Here is a 20,730-nt window from a genome sequence, read left to right on the forward strand (position 1 = left end):
TGTCCGGTTCGACCCGCCATCCAGCGATCGTTCGGCCAGCGGAGGATTCATGAATATCGTCTGTATCGGAGGAGGCCCCGCCGGGCTGTATTTCGCATTGCTGATGAAGAAGCGGGATCCGTCTTCCCGCATCGTCGTCATCGAGCGCAACCGGCCCTACGATACCTTCGGCTGGGGCGTGGTCTTCTCGGACCAGACGCTCGGCAACCTGGTCCAGGCGGACGAACCCACGGCTCGCCGCATCCTCCAGTCCTTCAATCATTGGGACGACATCGACGTCCATTTCAAGGGACGCACTATTACTTCGGGCGGCCACGGGTTTTGCGGCATCGGCCGCAAGCGGCTGCTCAACATCCTGCAGGACCGGTGCCAGGAACTGGGGGTCGAGCTGGTCTTCGAAACCGAAGTGGACGACGACCAGGAAGTCGCTGCCCGCTACGGCGCCGACCTGGTCGTGGCTTCAGACGGACTGAACAGCAAGGTCCGCAAACGCTACGAGCACGTATTCAAGCCCAATATCGAAACGCGCCACTGCCGTTTCGTCTGGCTCGGTACCAAGAAGCTGTTTTCCGCCTTCACGTTCGCCTTCGAGGAAACCGAGCACGGCTGGTTCCAGGCGCATGCCTACCAGTATGACGGGGACACGTCCACTTTCATCGTCGAGACGCCGGACGCGGTATGGCAGCGCGCGGGCCTCGACAAGATGAGCCAGCCCGAGGCCATCGCCTTCTGCGAGCGGCTTTTCGCCAAGTACCTGGACGGCCATGCCTTGATGAGCAATTCGCCGCACCTGCGCGGCTCGGCCAACTGGATCCGCTTTCCGCGCATCGTCTGCGCAAGCTGGGTGCACTGGAACGAGATCGGCGGCAAGCGCGTGCCGGTGGTGCTGATGGGGGACGCCGCGCATTCCGCGCACTTCTCCATCGGCTCGGGAACCAAGCTGGCACTGGAGGACGCCATCGAGCTGGTCCGCTGCTTCGATACCTACGCCGGACAGGATCTGGACGGCGTCATGGCCGGATACGAGGCCGTGCGGGCAATCGAGGTGCTGAAGATCCAGAGCTCCGCCCGCAACTCCATGGAATGGTTCGAGAACGTCGATCGCTACGTGCACCTGGAGCCCGAGCAGTTTGCCTATTCCATGCTCACGCGCAGCCAGCGCCTCTCGCATGAGAACCTGCGCCTGCGCGATGCCACCTACGTCGAAGGCTACGAGCGCTGGTTCGCCCGCCGGGCCATAGCGTCGGCCGGCGTGGAACTGCCGGCCGCGCAGGACAACAAGCCGCTGCCGCCGATGCTGACGCCGCTGCGGATGCGCGATCTGGTACTGAAGAACCGTATCGTCATGTCGCCCATGGCGCAGTATTCGGCCGTCGACGGCACGGTGGGCGATTTCCACTTGGTTCACCTGGGGAGCCGGGCGATGGGCGGGGCGGCCATGGTGTTTGCCGAAATGACCTGCGTGTCGGCCGATGCTCGCATCACCCCGGGATGTCCCGGCCTTTATCACCCGGAACATACGGCGGCCTGGAAGCGCATCGTCGATTTCGTGCACGGGCATACCGATGCCAAGATCGCCATGCAGCTGGGCCATGCGGGGCCCAAGGGTTCGACCAGGGTTGCCTGGGAAGGCACGGACCAGCCACTCGAATCGGGCAACTGGCCGTTACTGGCGGCGTCCGAGACGCAGTACCTGCAGGGCGTCTCGCAGATGGCGCGCGAAATGACCCGCGAAGACATGCGGCGCGTTCTGGACGATTTCGTGCGGGCCACCATCGAGGCCGACAAGGCGGGCTTCGATTGGCTGGAACTGCATTGCGCCCACGGCTACCTGCTTTCCACGTTCATTTCGCCGCTCATCAACCGCCGTGCCGACGAATACGGCGGCAACCTGGAGAACCGTTGCCGCTACCCGCTCGAAATCTTCGCGGCGATGCGGGCGGTATGGCCGGCGCACAAACCCATGAGCGTGCGCATCTCGGCGCACGACTGGGTCGAGGGCGGCATCACGCCCGACGATGCGGTCGAGATCGGCCGCCTGTTCAAGCAGGCCGGCGCCGACATGATCGATTGTTCGTCGGGACAAGTCAGCAAGCGCGAGCAGCCGGTCTATGGCCGCATGTTCCAGACGCCGTTCGCCGACCGCATCCGCAACGAGGCAGGGATCGCCACCATAGCGGTAGGGGCGATCTTCGAGGCCGACCACGTCAACGGCATCATTGCCGCGGGCCGGGCCGACCTGTGCGCGCTGGCCCGGCCGCATCTCGCCAACCCGGCCTGGACGCTGCTGGAGGCCACCAAGATGGGGTGGGATGCCGGGTGGCCCAAGCAATACTATGCCGGTCGCGTGCAACTGGAGCGCAACCTGGAACGCGAGCGCCAGCTGGCCGCCGCGGAGCCGGGCCTTACGCCGCGCGAGATCGCCGCGCGGCTGCTGGTGTAGGCCATGGACCAGCTCCACGGCAGGCATGCCCTGGTCACAGGGGGGGCGCGCGGCATCGGGCTGGCCATCGCCCGGGAACTGCTGCGCAGCGGGGCAGCGGTGACCCTCGCCGGACGGGACCCGGCCACGCTGGATAGCGCCGCAGCCGAGCTAGCGCCTTTGGGGACCGTGCGATGCGTGCGCATGGACGTGGCCGATGCGGTCTCGGTCGACCAGGGCATGGGCGCCGCCACGAAGGCGGGCGGGCGCATCGATGTCCTGGTCAACAATGCCGGCCAGGCCGGGTCGGCCGCCGTGGCCAAGACCGACGATGCCTTATGGGCGCGCATGCTGGCGGTCAACCTGAGCGGTACGTTCTATTGTTCGCGCGCGGTCCTGCCCGCCATGCTGCAAGCCGGTTGGGGACGCATCGTCAACGTGGCCAGCACCGCCGGGCTGATCGGCTACGCTTACACCGCCGCTTATTGCGCCTCCAAGCACGGGGTCATCGGCCTGACGCGCGCCATGGCGCTCGAAGTGGCCACCAAGGGCGTGACCGTCAATGCCGTGTGCCCAGGTTTTACGGAAACCGACCTCGGCCGCGAGGCCATTGCCAACATATCGGCCCGCACCGGCCGCAGCGAACCCGAGGCCAAGGCCGCGCTCGCGGCGTTCAATCCCCAGAGGCGCCTGGTACAGCCCGAGGAAGTGGCCAACGCCGCGGTCTGGCTGTGTCTGCCGGCCTCCGGGGCCATGAACGGGCAGGCCATTGCCGTGGCCGGCGGCGAAGTCACTTGAAGGAGTAACGATGGCTCGCAAGCCCATCGATGAATCAGACGTTGCCGGCACGGGACGCGAGCCTTGGCCGGTGCTCGACCTGGAAGCCAGGCTGACGGAAGACCATCATCAATCGCTGCTGCTATGGCTGCGCATGTTGTCGTGCACCGTACGCATCGAGAACGAGATCCGTTCCCGCCTGCGGTCCCATTTCGGCATTACGCTGCCGCGCTTCGACCTCATGGCTCAGCTCGAGCGGCATCCCGAGGGGCTGCGCATGGGCGAGCTCTCGCAGCGCATGATGGTGACCGGCGGCAATGTGACCGGGATTACCGATCAGCTCGAGGAAGAAAAGCTCGTGGTGCGCGAACCGGCACCCGAAGACAGGCGGGCGTTCGTCGTCAAGCTCACCCCCTCGGGCCGCCGCGCGTTCGCCAAGATGGCCGCAGTGCACGAACAATGGATCATCGAGCTGTTCTCGTCCTTGCCGGCGGCATCCAAGGACACGCTGATCGAATTGCTGTCCCAGTTGAAGCAGGGCCTGAACGAAAAACGGCTCGGCGAACGCAAATGACACCCGCGAAACGGCAGGAGAATACGATGCGCTATGTCCACGGCGAAAGGCAGATGTTGCACGGCGGCCGTACCACGATGGCCGATTACCGGCCCCAACATTTCGCGCTCGAGATCCGCGGCGCGGTGGCGGTGGTGACGCTGGATCGGCCCGAACGCAAGAATCCGCTTACTTTCGATTCGTACGCCGAGCTGCGCGATTTCTTCCGCGCGCTGGCGTACGCCGACGATATCCGTACCGTCGTGGTGCAGGGTGCCGGCGGCAATTTCTGTTCGGGCGGCGATGTCCACGAGATCATCGGCCCGCTCACCCGGCTCGATATGCCTTCGCTGCTCGCCTTCACGCGGATGACGGGCGACCTGGTCAAGGCCATGCGGGCTTGTCCGCAACCCATCATTGCCGCGGTGGACGGGGTCTGCGCGGGAGCGGGGGCCATTCTTGCGATGGCGGCCGACATGCGGTGGGGCACCGCGCGCAGCAAGACCGCATTCCTGTTCACCCGCGTCGGCCTGGCCGGTTGCGACATGGGTGCATGCGCGCTGCTGCCGCGGCTGATCGGGCAGGGCAGGGCCTCGGAGCTGCTTTATACCGGGCGTTCCATGAGCGGCGACGAGGGAGAGCGCTGGGGATTCTTCAACCGCCTGTGCGAGCCCGAGACGCTGCTGGACCAGGCCTGCGAGCTGGCTGCGGGATTGGCTCAGGGGCCGATGTTCGCCCATGCCATGACCAAGCGGATGCTGCATCAGGAGTGGAACATGAGTATCGAACAGGCCATCGAGTCGGAGGCGCAGGCGCAGGCGATCTGCATGGCCACCAATGACTTCCACCGGGCCTATCATGCTTTCGTAGCCAAGCAGAAGCCCGTGTTCGAGGGGGATTGAATGAGCCGCCCCACCGAACCCATGCCGGCCCAGGCGCATCCGCTGGGGCAGCCCGGTGGACCGGCTGCGCGTGCCCAGCATCTGGCCTGGCCGTTCTTCGATCTGCGTCACCAGGAACTGGTGGCCGAGCTGGACCCGTGGGCGGCACGCAAGACGGCCCATGTGCACGGCGGCGACGTCGACGCCGATTGCCGCGCGCTGGTCGGCGCGCTGGGGGAGGACGGCTGGCTGCGCTATGCCGTGGCCGGCCTCCCTTATGGCGGCTTGACCGATGCCATCGACACACGGGCGGTCTGCCTGATCCGCCAGACGCTTGCCTATCACAACGGCTTGGCCGATTTCGCCTTTGCGATGCAGGGCCTGGGGTCTGGCGCAATCAGCCTCTTCGGCACCCACGAACAACGCGAACGTTACCTGCCGCGCGTTGCCTCGGGCGAAGCCATCGCCGCGTTTGCGCTATCCGAACCCCAGGCGGGCTCGGATGTTGCCGCCATGGCTTGCTCGGCCCGCCTGGATGGGGCCGACTACGTCCTGGACGGCAGCAAGACCTGGATCTCCAATGGCGGCATGGCGGATTTTTATGTGGTCTTCGTCCGTACCGGCGAGGCCCCCGGGGCACGGGGCATCACCGCGCTGATCGTGGACGCCGACAACCCGGGGTTGAGGATTGCCGAGCGCATCGAGGTCATTGCGCCCCACCCGCTGGCGCGCCTGGAGTTCGACGGCTGCCGCGTACCGGTCGGGCAACGCGTGGGCGAAGCGGGGCAGGGGTTCAAGGTCGCGATGGCGACACTGGACGTGTTCCGCACCTCGGTGGCCGCGGCCGCGCTGGGATTCGCGCGCAGGGCGTTGGACGAGGCGCTGGCCCGCGCCATGTCGCGGCGCATGTTCGGCCAGACTCTTGCCGATTTCCAGCTGACCCAGGGCAAGCTGGCCGATATGGCCACCGGCGTCGATGCCGCCGCGCTGTTGACCTACCGTGCGGCATGGATGCGCGACGGCGGCGCCCGTATCACGAAAGAAGCGGCGATGGCCAAGATGACCGCCACCGAAACCGCGCAGCGGGTCATCGACGCGGCGGTGCAGATGTTCGGCGGGCAGGGCGTGGTCAGCGGCGAGGTTGTCGAGCGGCTCTACCGCGAGATCAGGGCGCTGCGCATCTACGAGGGCGCCACCGAGGTACAGCAGTTGATCATCGCGCGCGAACTGCTGCGGGAAGCCGGCGACGGCGCCGTTTAGAAAGGAGATTGAATGACTTCGCACATCGAGATACTGCAGCCGGCCGGATGGCCCCGGCCGCGCGGCTATAGCAACGGCGTGGCTGCGCGCGGCAAGCAGGTATTCATCAGCGGGATGATAGGCTGGGACCCGGATTGCGTCTTCCGGGCCACGGATTTTGCCGGGCAGGTCCGGCAGGCGCTGGCCAACATCGTGGCCGTGCTGGCCGAAGCAGGCGCCCGCCCGGAACACATCGTGCGCATGACCTGGTACGTCGTGGACAAGCGCGTCTACATGGCGTCCTACGAGGAAATCGGCAAGGCGTACCGCGAGGTCATGGGCCGGCATTTCCCGGCGATGACGGCGGTCCAGGTCGCCGCGCTGATCGAGGACCAGGCGCAGGTCGAGATCGAAGTGACGGCCGTGGTTCCCGACTGACGGCGCGGTGCGTTCGCGCTGTGCCGGCGGTATGGGTATGATTTCACGGGTGGACCTGTTCCAACGCTATGGAGAGTCGCCGTGAAAGACCGCCTGCACGATCTCAAGCCCGGGTACTACTGGTATTTCATCGACACCGACCCGCCTTCGGTCATTCATATCCACGAGTCGGGCGACGCCAGCCTCATGGGCACCGACTATGAAGTGCCGGCCGAAGACGTCGCCGAAATGCTCGAGCGCGGCGAAACCTTCGTCTGGATCGACCCGCCGCAAGTGCCTTGACAGGGGGAACCATGAACTATCGTCGATTGGGCTCTTCCAACCTGCGAGTATCGGCCTTGTGCCTCGGTACCATGATGTTCGCCGACCAGACCGGGGAGGCCGAGGCCGCGCAGATCCTCGCGTCGGCCCATGACCACGGCGTCAATTTCATCGATACCGCGGACGTCTATGCCGATGGCGCCTCCGAAGCCATGCTGGGCAAGCTGCTGCAAGGCCAGCGCTACGATTGGGTGCTCGCGACCAAGCTCGGCAATCCCATGGGGAAGGGCCCCAACCAGTCCCATTATTCGCGCAGCTGGATCATGCGGGCCGCCGAATACAGCCTGGCGCGCCTGGCCACCGACCACGTCGATATCCTTTATCTGCACAAGGACTTCATCGGCGAGAACCTCGAAGAGGCGGTGCTTGCCATGGGCGACCTGATCCGCCAGGGCAAGGCGCGCTATTTCGGTCTGTCGAATTTCCGCGGCTGGCGTATTGCCGAAATCGTGCGGCTGTGCGGCCAGGCCGGCGTGCCGCGGCCGGTGGTCTGCCAACCGTATTACAACCTGCTCAATCGCGGTCCCGAAGTCGAGATCCTGCCTGCTTGCGAGTACTACGGACTGGGCGTGGTGCCATACAGCCCGCTCGCCCGGGGCGTGCTGACGGGCAAGTATCAGCCGGGCGCGGCGCCTCCCCAGGACTCGCGCGGAGGCCGCCACGACAAGCGTTTCCTCGAAACCGAGTTCCGGCCGGAGTCTCTGGACGTGGCGCAGCGCCTCAAGGAACACGCCGATGCCCGCGGCATCGCGCTGGCCCACTTCGCCGTGGCGTGGGTGCTGGCCAACCCCATCGTCACTTCGGTCATTGCGGGGCCTCGCACGCTGGCCCAGATGGAAGACTACTACCCCGCGCTGGACATCACGCTCGATGCTGACGAGGAAGCCCTGGTCGATGGATTGGTCGTGCCGGGCCACGCCTCCACGCCCGGCTACAACGACCCGGCTCATCCGTTCCGGGGCCGTCCGGTCGCACGGCCGCGCCGCTGACCGCAGCCTTGCAGGGCCGGCCGGTGTCAATGCCGCTCGCCGGCCTCCACGAAGATGTGCCGGCTGGCTTCCAGCAATTCGGCCCGGGGGGCGCCGAGCTTGATGGCCTCGGCCACTTGCAGCGGCACGTATTTGGTCGCGGAAACCAGGACGGGCTGGTCCGTCGGCTGGCCCGGCCACACCAGTCCCAGGCAGTGCGCGTGGTGCGGCTTTTCCCCTTCGTATTTGGCGACGACCACGCCGCTGCGCAGCTCTACCGCCGTGCCGCGATGGTGGTCCACTTCGAATTGCGGCAGGGTGCCGAGAAACCTGATGTAGGGATGCAGCGCGCTCATCGTCGTCTCCGGATGAAGGCCCGGCGCCGGCACGGCCCGTCTCGATCAACGGGGGACTTCTTCGAGCGCCTGGCTGGGCCTGAGCTTGCCTTGGCCGAACGTATCCGCGTATTGCCGCGTAAAGGCGGCACCGAAGAAGAATATCTGGGCCGAGTAGTAAATCCACAGGAGCAGCGCGATGACCGAGCCGGCCACGCCATAGGATGAAGCGACGCTGCCGCTGCCCAGGTATAGCCCGATGAGGCTCTTGCCGGCCAGGAACAGCACGGCCGTCATCAATGCGCCCGGAATGACGGCGCGCCAGGAAATATGCGCGCTGGGCAGCAGCTTGAAAACCACCGCGAACAAGGCCGTGACGACGGCGAACGAGAAAGCGTTGGAAAACAGCAGCGCCGCGGTGGCAAAGACCGATTCCACCCAGAAGGCATGCCAGTAGTCCTGCAGTACCGAGAGCGCGGCATTGACCGCCAGCGAGATCAGCAGAAACAGCGCCAGCACCAGTACCAGCCCGAAGGACAGTAAGCGGCTGCGCAGCAAGGCCCAGATTCCGGAGGTCTTGGCCGCGGGCACGTCCCATAGTTCGTCCAGGCTCTCCTTGAGCTCGGCGAAGGCGGTCGTTGCGCTGAAGATCAACAGGACGGTGGAGATGATGGCGGCAGCCCAGCCTTTGTCCGATTGCTCGGCGCTCGCCAGTACGGTCTGGATGGCCTCGGCGCCTTGTTTTCCGGTGAGCGAGCCTAGCTGCGAGACCAGCTGGTTGCGGACCGCCTCTTCTCCGAAGAAGGCGCCGGCGATGGCAATGACCAGCAGCAGCATGGGGGCGAGCGAGAACACCATGTACAGCGCCAGGGCTGCGCCCTTGCTGGCGGCGCGGTGCTCGGACCAGCGCCGGGCCGTGTCCCACAGCAGGGAGACGATGACTACGCGGCGCAGGCGGTCGAGACTGAAACCCCGGGACATGAACTGCGGCACCTCATTGCGGCAGGCCAGATTCCATTCTGTGCGCACGGCCGCGCAGCGTCAGTACTTAAAACATTCCGACGCAACTGTAGATTTTTCTAACGCGTTGCCGATTCGCCACCCCAGGCAGGTCAATACTGCATCCTTGGGCGCGATCCCTTGTCTGTCGGGCGCTTTCGCGCGATCTTTGGCGATAAGCCGGCTGGCCCGGGCGGGCATGCGACCGGCGTGTCTACATCGAAGGAGACAGCCATGAAACATCGGATCACGCTCGCCGTGCTGGGCGCCGCCTGGGCGGCGGTGGCCCAGGCGCAAAGCGCCGGCTCCAACGTCATTGGCGCGGGATGGTTCCATCTGGAGCCCCAGGACTCCAGCAAGCCTCTGACCATCGTCGGGCCTGCCGCAGTTGCGGGGCAGGTGCCCAATACCGGCGCATCGATCAGCAACGCCGATACGGTGGCCTTGACCTATACGCGTTTTTTTACCGATCACGTCGCCGCCGAGCTGGTCATGGGCGTCCCGCCGCGGTTCAAGCTGGATGGCGAACAGGCGCTCGGCCCCGTAGGCCAGCTGGGGTCGGCCCGGCAATGGAGTCCGGCGGTCGTGGTGAAGTACTTTTTCGGCCCGCCGGACCGGGCGTTCCGCCCCTACGTCGGGGCCGGGCTCAGCTACGTCTGGTATTCGGACGTCGAGCTGAGCGGGAATTTCCAGCGCGCCTTATCGACACGGTTCACCGGCGGGGCCAACCCCGGTTTGCGGACCGAAGCCGACGTAGACAGCAAGTGGGTGCCGATCCTGAACGTGGGGGCCAGCTACCAGATCAACAAGAACTGGGGGGCGCTGCTGTCGGTGTCCTATCTGCCGCTCAAGACCACGGCCCACCTGAAGACCTACGGTACGCCGCTGGGCACGGTCGAGAGCCAGTCCCAGTTCAAGATCAATCCCATCGTGGGGCTGCTGGCGCTCACCTACCGTTTCTGAGAGCGGCGCTGAGGGTATTCCTTAGCGTAACCGGTGCAGCAACGGTACGGTTTTTGCTATGCTCACCGGGACAATACTCTTGGGAGGTGGTCGATGCGCCTGGCGCGCACTGACGGTTCCAGACAGGGCGCGTACGGCGCACGCGATTGGGCAAGACGCCTGCTTTGGGGGATCGGCGCGGCTATCCTGGCCGGCTGTTCGTCCGGGGGAGGCGACGGGGGAACGCCGCTCAACAGTCCCTATGCGGAGCGTGCGGAACGCCAGAACGTGATGTACACCGCATTTACGCAGCGTTCTCCCAAGTACCTGGACCCGGCCAGCTCTTATTCGGTCGACGAAACGCCGTACACCTACCAGATCTACGAACCCCTGTACGGCTATCACTATCTGAAGCGCCCCTACCAGCTCGTGCCGCGGGCCGCCGCACGGATCGTAGAGCCCGTCTACCTCGACGCCCAGGGCAACGTATTGCCCCCGGACGTTCCCGGAGAGCGTGTGGCGCAGAGTATCTACGACATTCCCATCAAACCGGGTATCAAGTACCAGCCCCATCCCGCCTTCGCGGTGGACGACGCCGGACGGGACTTGTACCGGCACCTTGCGCAGGAAGATCTCGAGGGCAAGTACGCGATCACGGACTTCCCGCGCACGGGCACCCGCGAGCTCACCGCGGACGACTACGTCTATGGCATCCGCCGGCTGGCCACCACGCGGGTGGTGTCCCCCATCTTTGCGCACATGACTGACTACATCGTCGGCTTCAAGGAGTACGGCGAGCGCATACGGGCTGTCGACACCGAGTTGCGCAAGGGCCTGGACCCGACCGCCCGCGACTTGCCATGGCTGGATTTCCGCAAATATGCCTTCGAGGGCGTCGAGGCGCTGGACCGCCATACCTTGCGCATCCGGGTCAAGGGAAAATACCCGCAGTTCAAGTACTGGCTGGCGATGACCTTCTTCGCGCCCATTCCATGGGAAGCCGACCAGTTCTACAACCAGCCGGGCATGGCGGCGCGCAATCTCACCCTGAATTACTGGCCGGTCGGTACCGGCCCCTACATGCTGACGGAATACAGGGAGAATCGCCGGCACGTCTTGACGCGCAATCCGAATTTCCGCGGCGAACCGTATCCCTGCGAGGGAACGGAAGAGGACCGTGCCGCCGGCCTGCTCCAGGATTGCGGCAAGCTCACGCCCTTCATCGACCGTATCGTTTTCAGCATCGAAAAGGAAAGCGTGCCGTTGCAGGGCAAGTTCCTGCAAGGCTATTACGACGTCCCGCAGGCCGAGCGCGGAGAGTATGGCGTGGCCTACCTGGTGGCGGCGGGCGACTCGCAGGAGAAGGCCGCCTTGTTCGCCGAGCGCGGCCTGAAGCTGCCGACCACGGTGGAGACCCAGAACTGGTACATGGGTTTCAACTGGCTGGACCCGGTAGTGGGCAAGGGCGATACCGCCGAGCAGCAGGAGCGCAATCGCAAGCTGCGCCAGGCCATTAGCATCGCGGTGGACTGGGAAGAGTACGTCGCCATCTTCGAGAATAGCCAGGCGCAGGTGGCCTACGGCCCCTTGCCTCCTGGCCTGCTAGGCTACCGGGATCCCCCGGAGGGCGCCAATCCTGTTGTCTATGACATCCAGGGCGACAAGGTCACGCGCAAGCCGCTGGACGTCGCCAAGCGCCTGCTGGCCGAGGCCGGCTATCCCGAGGGGCGCAATGCCCGCACCGGCCAACCGCTGGTGCTGAACTACGATGCCATGGGAGGCGTCTCGCCCAGCGCCCGCTCGCAGTTCGACTGGATGCAGCGGCAATTCGGCAAGCTGGGCATACAGCTCGAGGTCCGTTCCACCGACTACAACCGGTTCCAGGACAAGATGCGCCGCGGCGTGGCGCAGATATTCATGTGGGGCTGGAACGCCGACTACCCCGATGCGGAGAACTTCCTGTTCCTGCTGTACGGGCCCAACGGCAAGGCCAAGGCAGGCGGCGAGAACGCGTCGAACTATGCGAATCCCGAGTTCGACAAGTTGTTCGAGCGGATGAAGTACCTCGATGACGGCCCCGAGAAGGAGGCCTTGATCGCCCGCATGGTGGCCATCGTGCAGCAGGACGCGGCCTGGATGTTCGGCTATTTCCCCAAGTCCGGCGGCGCCTATCACCAGTGGGTGGGCAACGGCAAACCGACCCAGATGATACGCAACAACCTCCAGTACATGAAGATCGATCCCGAGTTGCGCGCACGCAAGATCGCCGAATGGAATCAGCCGGTGTGGTGGCCGATAGCGCTGGTGGTGCTGCTGCTTGTCTTGCTTACGGTGCCGGCGTGGCGCATGGTGCGGCGCCGCGATCGCGCGGTGGCGGTCCACCGCGCCCATCCATCGGGGGACGCCGCATGACCGCCTATATCGTGCGCCGGATTTTCTACGGGGTCCTGATCCTCATCGGCGTCAACCTGTTTACCTTCATGTTGTTCTTCGCGGTCAATACGCCGGACGACATGGCGCGCCTCGCCATCGGCGGACGCCGGGTCAGCGCCGATGCCATCGAGAAATGGAAGGTGGAGCGCGGCTACGACAAGCCGCTGCTGGTCAACACGCAGCAGCAAGGCGTGCAGCGCTTTACCGACACCATTTTCTTCGAGCGCTCGGCGCGGCTGTTCGTGTTCGATTTCGGTGCTTCGGACGCGGGCCGCGATATCGGCTACGAGATCCGGCAGCGGGTCGGGCCCAGCCTGGCACTGGCGGTGCCGACCTTCCTGCTGGGCCTGTTCGCAAGCGTGGCATTCTCGTTATTGCTGGTGTTCTTCCGCGGCACTTATCTCGACTTCTGGGGAGTGGTGCTATGCGTGGCCATGCTCTCCATATCGGCGCTCTTCTACATCATTGCCGGGCAGTATCTCTTTTCCAAGACGCTCAGGCTGGTGCCGCTCTCAGGCTTCGCGGGCGGGCTGGACGCGACCCGCTTCCTGATGCTGCCGGTCGTGGTGGCCATCATCGCCAAGCTCGGTCCCGAGGCCCGGTTCTATCGCGCCCTGTTCCTCGAGGAAATCGGCAAGGACTACGTTCGCACCGCGCGGTCCAAGGGGCTGGCCGAACGCCTGGTGCTGTTCCGCCACGTCTTGCGCAATGCCATGCTGCCCATCCTGACCAGCACCATTTCCGCCATTCCGCTGCTGTTCATGGGGAGCCTGATCGCTGAGTCCTTCTTCGGCATACCGGGGCTGGGCAGCTATACCATGGACGCCATCAACGCCCAGGATTTCGCCATCGTCCGCTCCATGGTGTTCATCGGGTCGGTGCTCTATATCATCGGCCTGATCCTGGCCGACATTTCCTACACGATCGCGGATCCGCGCGTGCGCTTCGAGTAGAACATGCCCAAGATCGTCTTTCTCTGGACCGATGTCGCGCTGTTCATCCTGCTGCTGGGGGTGGCCGGCTATGTCTGGCATGCCAGCCGCACTCCCAACCTGCGGGCAACCTGGGCGCGTGTGGCGCAGGACACCCCCGCCATGTGCGCGGCCGTGGTGCTGGGCGTGTTCGTGGTAATAGGCCTGCTCGATTCCATGCATTACCGGCCCTTGCTCCAATCGGTGGAGGTCGAGGGCGGGCAGGGCGCGCGCGCCTATTCGCCGGTGACCCGGTCGGTGCTGGACGCGCTGCTGGCCAGGCCCATGGCCGGACGGGAAAAAACCTATTCGGCCCCGCTCGCGGTACGGCAGTTCACCAAGGAAACCATGCTGGTGGACGGCAAGCCGCTACGCGACTTTCCGCGATTGCGCCATGGCGGCGCGCACCTGGCGGATCCCGACAAGGAGTGGCTGGGCGATGTGCTGCTGCGCGCGGGCGCGGGCGTGGCGGGGGGCGCGTTGCTGGCCGGCGCGGTCGCCTTGGCGGTGGCGGCAGGGCTGGCACGCCGGCGCCGCCTGGCGTTCGCCGCGGCCTGGCACGACATCGTCCGGCGGCGTACCAAGATGCCCCTCGGGGCCATGCTGCTGACCTTCGGCGTCATCGCGATCCTGGGGGGCGCTGCGGCCGCGCTCTCTACCGGCTATCACGTGATGGGTACCGACAGCACGGGCAACGACGTGCTGGTGCAGACCATCAAGAGCTTCCGCACCGCCCTGGTCATCGGCAGCCTGACCACGCTGGCGACCCTGCCTTTGGCGCTGTCGCTGGGCATCATGGCGGGCTACTTCAAGGGCTGGGTCGACGACATTATCCAGTACGTCTACACCACGCTCACGTCGATCCCCGGCGTGCTGCTGATCGCTGCCTGCGTGCTGATGGTGCAAGTCTTCATCGACAACAATCCCGAGCTGTTCGAAACCGGCGCCGAGCGGGCCGACCTGCGATTGTTCCTGCTTTGCATCATTCTCGGCGTGACGGGCTGGGCTGGCTTGTGCCGGCTGCTCCGGGCCGAAACGCTGAAGCTGCGCGAACTGGACTATGTCCTGGCGGCGCGGGCTTTCGGCGCGTCGCCCATGCGCATCATGGCGCGGCACCTGCTGCCCAACGTCATGCATATCGTCCTGATCACGGTCGTACTGGAGTTTTCCACGCTGGTGCTCTATGAGGCCGTGCTCTCCTATCTCGGCGTGGGCGTCGATCCGTCCATGAACTCGTTCGGCTCCATGATCAACCTGGCGCGGCTCGAGATGTCGCGCGATCCCATGATCTGGTGGAGCCTGCTGTCGGCCTTCGTATTCATGCTGGCCCTGGTGTTGTCCGCCAACCTGTTCGCCGATGCCGTGCGCGAGGCCTTCGATCCGCGGGCCCGCGCCTACCGGCCAGCCTGGGCGCGCGGGCGTCCGGCCAAGATGCTGGAGGACCGCTGATGAGTGCCCATGCTCGCGACGCCGTGCTGCTGGACGTACGCCACCTCGATGTCGTGCTCGATAGCGACCAAGGTCTGGTGCACGCCGTCCATGCCCTGGACATGGCCATCGCCCGGGGGAACACCTTTGCGCTGGTGGGCGAATCGGGTTGCGGCAAGAGCATGACGGCGCTCGCGCTGTTGCGGCTCCTGCCCGATGCCGGCCGTATCGAACACGGCGCGACGCTGCTTGACGGCGTGGATCTGAACCGGCTGCCCGAGCGCGACATGCGCCGGGTGCGCGGCCGCAGGATCAGCATCATCTTCCAAGAACCCTCGACCAGCCTGAACCCGGTCATGCGGGTGGGCGACCAGATTGTCGAGACCATCGTCACCCATACCCGGCTGCGCGGGGCGGCGGCCCGGGCCAAGGCGATCGACTGGTTGCGGCGGGTGGGCATACCGGAGCCGGAACGACGCGTCGACGACTACCCTTTCCAGCTCTCCGGGGGCCAGAAGCAGCGCGTGATGATCGCCATCGCGCTGGCGGCCGAACCCGAGCTGCTCATTGCCGACGAGCCGACTACGGCGCTGGATGTCACGATCCAGGCGCAAATACTGGAATTGCTGCGCACGCTGCAGGCCCAGCTCGGCATGGCGATGATGCTCATCACGCACGACCTGGGCATCGTGCGCAGCATGGCGCATCACGTAGCCCTGATGTATGCCGGGCAGATCGTTGAATCCGCGCCTGCCGAGACGTTCTTCCGCCATCCCCGCCATCCGTATGCGCGGCTGCTGTTCAGCGCGTTGCCCAGCATGGCGCGCCGGGGCAGCGACCTGGCGGCCATTCCCGGCACGGTACCGGCGCTGGACCAGGAATTCGGCGGTTGCCGCTTTGCCCAACGCTGCCCCGCCCATGCCCCCGAGTGCGATGCCGCGCCGCCACCGTTGGTCGAGGAAACGCCGGGACACCGGGTGCGCTGCATCAGGCTGGCGCAGATCGATGCGGCCAAGCGCGCGGGCGCGCACCTCGAGTTGCCGGACGCGCATGCCCGGGACGCCCACAGCGGGCCGGCGGCACCAGTGGTGTCGCTGCCGCGGGAACACGCGCCCGCGCTATCGTCGCGTGCGGCGCCCGGCGGCTCGCGGCTGCTCGAGGTGTCGGATCTGAAGGTCCATTTCCCGATACGCAAGGGCCTGTTGCGGCGCACGGTGGGCTGGGTCAAGGCGGTCGACGGCGTGAGCCTGTCGCTCGAGGCAGGCAAGACGCTGGCCTTGGTGGGAGAGTCCGGCTGCGGCAAGACCACGACCGGCAAGGCGCTGCTGCGCCTGCTCGATGGCACCGCATCCATCTCGGGACAGGCCAGCCTGCGCGGGCAGGACCTGCTGCATGCCGGCAGGCGGCAACTCAAGCGTTTGCGCCGCGACATCCAGATCATCTTCCAGGACCCTTATGCCTCGTTGAACCCGCGCATGCGCGTAGGCGAAATCCTCGACGAAGGCTTGTCGTCCTTGCGGCCCGACATGGAAGCGGCGAGCCGGGAGGCAGCCCTCTTGCGGCTCCTGGACCAGGTCGGCCTGCGGCCCGACTCGCGCGACCGCTATCCGCACGAATTCTCCGGCGGGCAACGCCAGCGCATCGCGATTGCCCGGGCGCTGGCGGTGGAGCCCAAGCTTTTGGTGTGCGACGAGCCCACGTCGGCCCTGGATGTTTCCGTGCAGGCCCAAATCCTCAATCTGTTGCATGCCCTGCAGCGGGACCTGGGCATTGCGTATTTGTTCATCACCCATAACTTCGGCGTGGTGGAGTACCTGGCGGACGACGTCGCGGTCATGCAGGCGGGGCGGATCCTCGAGGCCGGGCCTGCCGAACGCGTGCTGACACGGCCTGACCATGCCTATACACGACAGCTGCTGGGTGCCGTTCCGCGTGTCGAGGCGGAAGCAGCCTAGCTGCCAGTGCCGACTGACAAGGAGAGCTGAGATGCCGTATGAAGGAAGTTGCCATTGCGGCGCCGTGGCGTTCACGGTCGACGCGCCTGTTCCCACCGAGGCCAACAGCTGCAATTGCTCCCATTGCCGGCGCAAGGGATTCCTGCTGTCCTTCGTGCCCGAAGACGCGTTCCGGCTGACCCAAGGCGGCGACAATTTGCAATCCTATCGATTTCACTCCAACAGGATCGAGCACATGTTCTGCACGGCCTGCGGCACGCAGCCCTTTGCCCGGGGCGCCCTGCCGGACGGCACGCCCACGCGCGCGATCAACCTCAGATGCGTGCCGTCCATCGACCTGGACGGTTTGCAGATCCGGCGTGTGGACGGCGCCAGCTACTGAGGCGCAGCCGGAAGCAGGGGCGAAAATGCATTATCATTCGGCTCCTGTAGCAAGGGCGGCGCCAGCACGGCGCCTCCATCAGGAAGGGTGGCAGAGCGGTTTAATGCACTGGTCTTGAAAACCAGCGATGGGCGACCATCCGTGGGTTCGAATCCCACCCCTTCCGCCAGTGCCAATACCTCCAGCAGTCGTTCAGAACCGCCATGTTGAAGCGTTGGGGATCGAGCGCTTCTCGGCCATGGGCATCAGCTCATCGCGCAGTTCAATGCGCTGGGTGACAATCAGGACGATATGAATTTCACCGCGCGAGATCTGTCTGTGATCACGGCGCGTACTCTCGTCGTGCACGGTGATCGGGACCGTTTTTTTCCCGTTGAAATCGCCGTGAGCATCTACCGTTCCATTCCAGATGCCGAGTTGTGGGTCATCCCAGGCGGCGAGCACGCTCCTATTTATGATCCGCTCGTTCCGTTTACGTCAACGGCCCTGCGATTCCTCGATGGGCCGGGTGGCCGCGCCTGAAGCAGCAGACTGGATCAGTTTCTTGCCATGCTGGAATTCGGAGGCGGGCTTCGTCAGCGGCTCGATCATCCGGGTGCATACGAAGGATTTCTACTACAAGGGGCACAGGCGCCGCGCCAGCGAAGAGGACCCGCAATACGAGATCAAGAGCGACAAGACCGACCATGTCGCGGCCCATAAGGGCGCGGCCTTGAGGAAAGCGCGTCGCTGAAGCGGGCCCCAAGCTGCGCGAGCAGGTCGGTCCTGTTGCCTGCCCCCAGGCGGTTGTAGAGTTGGCGGCGGTGGTAGACCACCGTATTCGAACTGATGCCCATGCGCTGGGCGATCTGCGACTCGGATAATCCGCGTGCCAGCCAATAGGCCAGTTCGTACTGGCGCCTTGGGAGATCGAGCTCGTGCAGCGTCGACAATAGTCGGATCCCGCGGGCCATACGCCGGGTGATGGTGATGCCCACAGCATTGTCCTGGCCGGCGGCTGCGGCCAGGCGCATGGCGCGCAGAGAAAACCACCCCTGGGCATTGCGCAGCTCCAGTTGTGGCGGCGCCAATGGGGTTTCTTTCTTCGGTGCCAGCCGTTGCAGCAGCGATTGCAGGACCGGGGGCAAGTCCGCGCTGCGCCGCCAGCGCCAGCCGAAGGCCTGGGGCATGAGTGCTTCGGCCTCGGGAGAAATCCATAGCGGCCGCCCCTGCGGCGTGGCGACGAGCAGTCCCTGGCTGTGCACCTCGCCATCGTCCGCATAGCGGTCGCCGGGTTGCAATGCGCAAGCCAGATGCGCTTCGAGCCGCGTAAGCGTCGCAACCTCTTCAGGCCCGAACGGACGCGCGCCAGGAGGGCGAAAGAGGAAAAGGATGCCGATCCCCGGGTGCCGCGGCGTGCTCAGGGGCAGGCACAGCCAGTCGGCTACCCTTGCCGGGCGCATCACGACGTTGTAGTAGTCGCTGCGTAGCAGTTCGGCGTGCCGGGTCTTGAGCATTTGGCCCAAGGTGCGCGCGCCCTGTCCGTGACGGGAGATGTCGCTGGGCTGGCGCAACGTGTTATGGAACACCTCGCTTTCACTGCGCAGGATACGGGGGTCGAAGTGCTCCGGCACGGCGGCCCCGACGCCGGGGTCTTCCATATGGGCTTCCAGCCCGCCGTCGTCCCCGACGTAGAAGTAGCCGCCCGAGTCAAAGCCGATTACCCGGTGCAGTGTTTGCAGCAATGGCTGGATCAGCTGCGGGCCGCCTACGTCCAGGCCCGCCATCAGTTGCAGGCGCATGAGGGCTTGGCTGTTGGGGCGGTGCGGGGGCATGGGGAGGCGGCGTCCGTAGAGGTTCCTTATCGTAACCGAGCCACGGGCGGTCGCCGTTGCGTCTCGACGCGGCAGCCTACCCCCGCGGGGTGGGGCGGGGCGGGCCGCGTTTCAGTAAGCTGCGTGCCGCGTTTAATCGGTTGCCTAGCCGCCTATCCTCGTTTTTCTGAAGGTTATCGCCATGTCTCTTTGTCCCAGCATTCGTTCCCTGGCCGCCACCTCGGCCCTTTTGCTGGCCGTCGCGGGGACGGCCTTGTCCACGGGCGGCGCTTCGGCCGCGAGCGGTGCAGATCCGGCGCACTTTCGCCTTACCCCCGCACTGCTCGATCGCATGGAAGCCGTGGCCGCCGAGCTGAAGAACGTAAAGACGGCGGATGTCGACGACGATGACGACGAGGCTGACGCCGAATCGGTAGAGGACATTGCGCGCAAGCTCGATGCCCAGCCGCACGTGCGCGCGGCCCTGGCACGCCACGGGCTTACCAGCCTCGAGTACGCCACCGCTACGCTGGCCGCCCTGCACGCCGGCATGTACCTGGCCATGGGGCCGGGCGCCGATACCAAGGCGCTGGCGTCTTTTACGCCTGAGCAGCGGGCAAATGTCAAGACGATGCTGGCGCGCAGAAAGAAGTAACCATGGCAGAGGCCTGGCTGAAGCGGTATCTTCGTGGACCTGCCGGAATCGCATTTCAGCAAGGGAAGGCCGTTTGATGGAAGGCAGCAGGGACATCGACCACTGGACTCGTGTCGCGGCGGAATGGATCGCCTGGCCCAATGGACCCGGCTGCCGTTATTTCTCGGCTCAAGGCCCGCGGCCTGACCTCGGTATAGACGCCTAGTCGTAGTGGCGATCAGCGGCGTGCCGCCGCTATTCGCGCGTCACGTTGGTCGTCTTCAGCAAATCCCCCCAGGTTTTCATCTCATTGCGAAGAAAGGCCTCGTATTCCTTAGGGCCGCCGGCGACCACCGTGATGCCCATCTCGGCGAGCCTGTTCTCTACCGCCGTGGTGCGCGCGGCCTGCGTGACTGCCTTGGAAAGTTGCTCGATGATGGCTGGCGGCGTACCCGCGGGGGCGTTCACGCCGACGAAATTGACCCAGGCGTACTGAGGAAAGCCCGATTCTGCAATCGTCGGGACGTCGGGCAGCAGCTTGGAACGGGTGGGTCCGACGTTGGCGATCAACTTCGCACGTCCATCTTTGACCGCGGGGGCAGCGATCAACGCGGAGGCAAAAGCCATGTCGATCTGGCCCGCCATGACCGCCGTGACGGCCGGGTTTTCGCCCTTGTAGGGCACGTGCAGCAGGTTGATGCCGGTTTCACGCTTGAGCCATTCGCCGCCCAAGTGGTGCGTGCCGCCCGCGCCTGGCGTGCTGTAGGTCAAGGCTTCGCGGGCGCTGCGGCCCAGCGCCACCAGTTCCTTGATGTTGTTGGCCGGAAGGTCCTTGCGCGCCATCAGGACGTTCTCGAAGTTCAGCGTATGGTTGACCGGCGCGAGGTCCTTCAGCGGGTCGTAGGGGACGGTGGAGTCCGACAGCGGCGTGATGACCAGTGGACCGGTCGGGCACCAGCACAGCGTGTAGCCGTCCGCCTGGGCCTTGGAAACGTAATCGGCCGCGAGCGTGCCGGCTCCTCCGGCGCGGTTTTCGACGATTACGGCCTGCTTCAGCACGTTATTGAGTTCCTGCGCGACGATGCGCGCCGAAACGTCCATGGCGCCGCCCGCCGGGTAGGGCACGACCAGGCGGATCGGCCGGTTCGGAAAGTTCTGTGCATGCGCGGCCGATAGCGCGGCAAGGGCCAGTGCCCCCATGGCCAGGGCGGATCGGAACATATCTTGTCTCCTTGATGTCTGGGAATGTGGTCGCGGCC

General features: G+C 65.4%; 21 protein-coding genes and 1 tRNA gene. 17 read left to right on the forward strand and 5 right to left on the reverse strand.

Going from position 1 to position 20,730, the window contains the following annotated elements:
- Nucleotides 1–49: 49 nt before the first annotated feature.
- From QHC78_RS18855 to QHC78_RS18890, 8 genes are all read left to right on the forward strand, one after another.
- Nucleotides 50–2,443 carry a bifunctional salicylyl-CoA 5-hydroxylase/oxidoreductase gene (locus tag QHC78_RS18855; RefSeq protein WP_319747316.1) on the forward strand — a complete coding sequence of 798 codons (2,394 nt, stop codon included), beginning with the start codon at nt 50–52 and terminating at the stop codon, nt 2,441–2,443.
- A gap of 3 nt (nt 2,444–2,446) precedes the next feature.
- Complete coding sequence (locus QHC78_RS18860) at nt 2,447–3,220, forward strand: SDR family NAD(P)-dependent oxidoreductase (protein WP_319747318.1); 774 nt, start codon at nt 2,447–2,449, stop codon at nt 3,218–3,220.
- A 10-nt stretch (nt 3,221–3,230) separates the two neighbouring features.
- Nucleotides 3,231–3,773, forward strand: coding sequence for a MarR family winged helix-turn-helix transcriptional regulator (locus tag QHC78_RS18865; RefSeq protein WP_319747320.1), 543 nt, complete (start codon nt 3,231–3,233; stop codon nt 3,771–3,773).
- 26 nt (nt 3,774–3,799) lie between these two features.
- The gene (locus QHC78_RS18870; protein ID WP_319747322.1) at nt 3,800–4,654 is read left to right on the forward strand and encodes an enoyl-CoA hydratase family protein; all 855 of its coding nucleotides are present in this window, start codon (nt 3,800–3,802) and stop codon (nt 4,652–4,654) included.
- Nucleotides 4,655–4,675: 21 nt separating this feature from the next.
- The gene (locus QHC78_RS18875) at nt 4,676–5,893 is read left to right on the forward strand and encodes an acyl-CoA dehydrogenase family protein (RefSeq protein WP_319747408.1); all 1,218 of its coding nucleotides are present in this window, start codon (nt 4,676–4,678) and stop codon (nt 5,891–5,893) included.
- Nucleotides 5,894–5,917: 24 nt separating this feature from the next.
- On the forward strand, nt 5,918–6,310 hold the full coding sequence (locus QHC78_RS18880) for a RidA family protein (RefSeq protein ID WP_319747410.1): 393 nt from the start codon (nt 5,918–5,920) through the stop codon (nt 6,308–6,310).
- A gap of 81 nt (nt 6,311–6,391) precedes the next feature.
- Nucleotides 6,392–6,592: a hypothetical protein gene (locus QHC78_RS18885; RefSeq protein ID WP_319747324.1), complete on the forward strand. Its 201-nt coding sequence runs from the start codon at nt 6,392–6,394 to the stop codon at nt 6,590–6,592.
- Nucleotides 6,593–6,603: 11 nt separating this feature from the next.
- Nucleotides 6,604–7,620, forward strand: coding sequence for an aldo/keto reductase (locus QHC78_RS18890; RefSeq protein ID WP_319747326.1), 1,017 nt, complete (start codon nt 6,604–6,606; stop codon nt 7,618–7,620).
- 26 nt (nt 7,621–7,646) lie between these two features.
- On the opposite strand, the gene QHC78_RS18895 is transcribed toward QHC78_RS18890, so the two are convergent.
- Nucleotides 7,647–7,955, reverse strand: coding sequence for a hypothetical protein (locus QHC78_RS18895; RefSeq protein ID WP_319747328.1), 309 nt, complete (start codon nt 7,953–7,955; stop codon nt 7,647–7,649).
- Between the two features lie 45 nt (nt 7,956–8,000).
- Nucleotides 8,001–8,915, reverse strand: coding sequence for a YihY/virulence factor BrkB family protein (locus tag QHC78_RS18900; protein WP_319747330.1), 915 nt, complete (start codon nt 8,913–8,915; stop codon nt 8,001–8,003).
- Nucleotides 8,916–9,167: 252 nt separating this feature from the next.
- On the opposite strand from QHC78_RS18900, the gene QHC78_RS18905 reads away from it, so the two are divergent.
- From QHC78_RS18905 to QHC78_RS18935, 7 genes are all read left to right on the forward strand, one after another.
- Nucleotides 9,168–9,896 (forward strand): OmpW/AlkL family protein, encoded by a 729-nt coding sequence (locus QHC78_RS18905; RefSeq protein ID WP_319747332.1) that lies wholly within the window; start codon nt 9,168–9,170, stop codon nt 9,894–9,896.
- A gap of 93 nt (nt 9,897–9,989) precedes the next feature.
- Nucleotides 9,990–12,287, forward strand: a complete 2,298-nt coding sequence (locus QHC78_RS18910) for an ABC transporter substrate-binding protein (RefSeq protein WP_413816491.1) — start codon at nt 9,990–9,992, stop codon at nt 12,285–12,287.
- Nucleotides 12,284–13,261: an ABC transporter permease gene (locus QHC78_RS18915; RefSeq protein WP_319747334.1), complete on the forward strand. Its 978-nt coding sequence runs from the start codon at nt 12,284–12,286 to the stop codon at nt 13,259–13,261. The genes QHC78_RS18910 and QHC78_RS18915 overlap by 4 nt, the downstream gene beginning before the upstream one ends.
- A gap of 3 nt (nt 13,262–13,264) precedes the next feature.
- Nucleotides 13,265–14,728, forward strand: a complete 1,464-nt coding sequence (locus QHC78_RS18920; protein WP_319747336.1) for an ABC transporter permease — start codon at nt 13,265–13,267, stop codon at nt 14,726–14,728.
- Nucleotides 14,728–16,662, forward strand: a complete 1,935-nt coding sequence (locus QHC78_RS18925; protein WP_319747337.1) for an ABC transporter ATP-binding protein — start codon at nt 14,728–14,730, stop codon at nt 16,660–16,662. Before QHC78_RS18920 ends, QHC78_RS18925 begins: the two co-directional genes overlap by 1 nt.
- Nucleotides 16,663–16,693: 31 nt before the next feature.
- Nucleotides 16,694–17,044 (forward strand): GFA family protein, encoded by a 351-nt coding sequence (locus tag QHC78_RS18930; protein WP_319747338.1) that lies wholly within the window; start codon nt 16,694–16,696, stop codon nt 17,042–17,044.
- A gap of 81 nt (nt 17,045–17,125) precedes the next feature.
- Nucleotides 17,126–17,213 (forward strand) — tRNA-Ser (locus QHC78_RS18935).
- 23 nt (nt 17,214–17,236) lie between these two features.
- Here the strand turns inward: QHC78_RS18935 and QHC78_RS18940 are convergent.
- Entirely contained in the window at nt 17,237–17,488 is a 252-nt protein-coding gene (locus tag QHC78_RS18940; protein ID WP_319747339.1) for a hypothetical protein, read from the reverse strand.
- 55 nt (nt 17,489–17,543) lie between these two features.
- Here QHC78_RS18940 and QHC78_RS18945 point away from each other — a divergent pair, with 55 nt between their 5' ends.
- On the forward strand, nt 17,544–17,777 hold the full coding sequence (locus QHC78_RS18945; protein WP_319747414.1) for a hypervirulence associated TUDOR domain-containing protein: 234 nt from the start codon (nt 17,544–17,546) through the stop codon (nt 17,775–17,777).
- On the opposite strand, the gene QHC78_RS18950 is transcribed toward QHC78_RS18945, so the two are convergent.
- Nucleotides 17,710–18,858 (reverse strand): helix-turn-helix transcriptional regulator, encoded by a 1,149-nt coding sequence (locus QHC78_RS18950; RefSeq protein ID WP_319747341.1) that lies wholly within the window; start codon nt 18,856–18,858, stop codon nt 17,710–17,712. The two genes, QHC78_RS18945 and QHC78_RS18950, sit on opposite strands and share 68 nt — an antisense overlap.
- A gap of 181 nt (nt 18,859–19,039) precedes the next feature.
- Here QHC78_RS18950 and QHC78_RS18955 point away from each other — a divergent pair, with 181 nt between their 5' ends.
- Entirely contained in the window at nt 19,040–19,492 is a 453-nt protein-coding gene (locus tag QHC78_RS18955; protein ID WP_319747343.1) for a hypothetical protein, read from the forward strand.
- Nucleotides 19,493–19,726: 234 nt separating this feature from the next.
- On the opposite strand, the gene QHC78_RS18960 is transcribed toward QHC78_RS18955, so the two are convergent.
- The gene (locus QHC78_RS18960) at nt 19,727–20,692 is read right to left on the reverse strand and encodes a Bug family tripartite tricarboxylate transporter substrate binding protein (protein WP_319747345.1); all 966 of its coding nucleotides are present in this window, start codon (nt 20,690–20,692) and stop codon (nt 19,727–19,729) included.
- Nucleotides 20,693–20,730: the final 38 nt, after the last annotated feature.

Source organism: Pigmentiphaga sp. (assembly GCF_033795525.1).
Lineage (GTDB): Bacteria > Pseudomonadota > Gammaproteobacteria > Burkholderiales > Burkholderiaceae_B > Pigmentiphaga.

Coding starts and splice junctions, on each gene's coding strand:
- QHC78_RS18900 (WP_319747330.1), bottom strand. CDS start 8,915: ATGTCCCGGGGTTTCAGTCTCGACCGCCTGCGCCGCGTAGTCATCGTC.
- QHC78_RS18870 (WP_319747322.1), top strand. CDS start 3,800: ATGCGCTATGTCCACGGCGAAAGGCAGATGTTGCACGGCGGCCGTACC.
- QHC78_RS18890 (WP_319747326.1), top strand. CDS start 6,604: ATGAACTATCGTCGATTGGGCTCTTCCAACCTGCGAGTATCGGCCTTG.
- QHC78_RS18855 (WP_319747316.1), top strand. CDS start 50: ATGAATATCGTCTGTATCGGAGGAGGCCCCGCCGGGCTGTATTTCGCA.
- QHC78_RS18895 (WP_319747328.1), bottom strand. CDS start 7,955: ATGAGCGCGCTGCATCCCTACATCAGGTTTCTCGGCACCCTGCCGCAA.
- QHC78_RS18955 (WP_319747343.1), top strand. CDS start 19,040: ATGTCTCTTTGTCCCAGCATTCGTTCCCTGGCCGCCACCTCGGCCCTT.
- QHC78_RS18960 (WP_319747345.1), bottom strand. CDS start 20,692: ATGTTCCGATCCGCCCTGGCCATGGGGGCACTGGCCCTTGCCGCGCTA.
- QHC78_RS18930 (WP_319747338.1), top strand. CDS start 16,694: ATGCCGTATGAAGGAAGTTGCCATTGCGGCGCCGTGGCGTTCACGGTC.
- QHC78_RS18860 (WP_319747318.1), top strand. CDS start 2,447: ATGGACCAGCTCCACGGCAGGCATGCCCTGGTCACAGGGGGGGCGCGC.
- QHC78_RS18910 (WP_413816491.1), top strand. CDS start 9,990: ATGCGCCTGGCGCGCACTGACGGTTCCAGACAGGGCGCGTACGGCGCA.
- QHC78_RS18920 (WP_319747336.1), top strand. CDS start 13,265: ATGCCCAAGATCGTCTTTCTCTGGACCGATGTCGCGCTGTTCATCCTG.
- QHC78_RS18905 (WP_319747332.1), top strand. CDS start 9,168: ATGAAACATCGGATCACGCTCGCCGTGCTGGGCGCCGCCTGGGCGGCG.
- QHC78_RS18915 (WP_319747334.1), top strand. CDS start 12,284: ATGACCGCCTATATCGTGCGCCGGATTTTCTACGGGGTCCTGATCCTC.
- QHC78_RS18945 (WP_319747414.1), top strand. CDS start 17,544: ATGGGCCGGGTGGCCGCGCCTGAAGCAGCAGACTGGATCAGTTTCTTG.
- QHC78_RS18950 (WP_319747341.1), bottom strand. CDS start 18,858: ATGCCCCCGCACCGCCCCAACAGCCAAGCCCTCATGCGCCTGCAACTG.
- QHC78_RS18925 (WP_319747337.1), top strand. CDS start 14,728: ATGAGTGCCCATGCTCGCGACGCCGTGCTGCTGGACGTACGCCACCTC.
- QHC78_RS18875 (WP_319747408.1), top strand. CDS start 4,676: ATGCCGGCCCAGGCGCATCCGCTGGGGCAGCCCGGTGGACCGGCTGCG.
- QHC78_RS18865 (WP_319747320.1), top strand. CDS start 3,231: ATGGCTCGCAAGCCCATCGATGAATCAGACGTTGCCGGCACGGGACGC.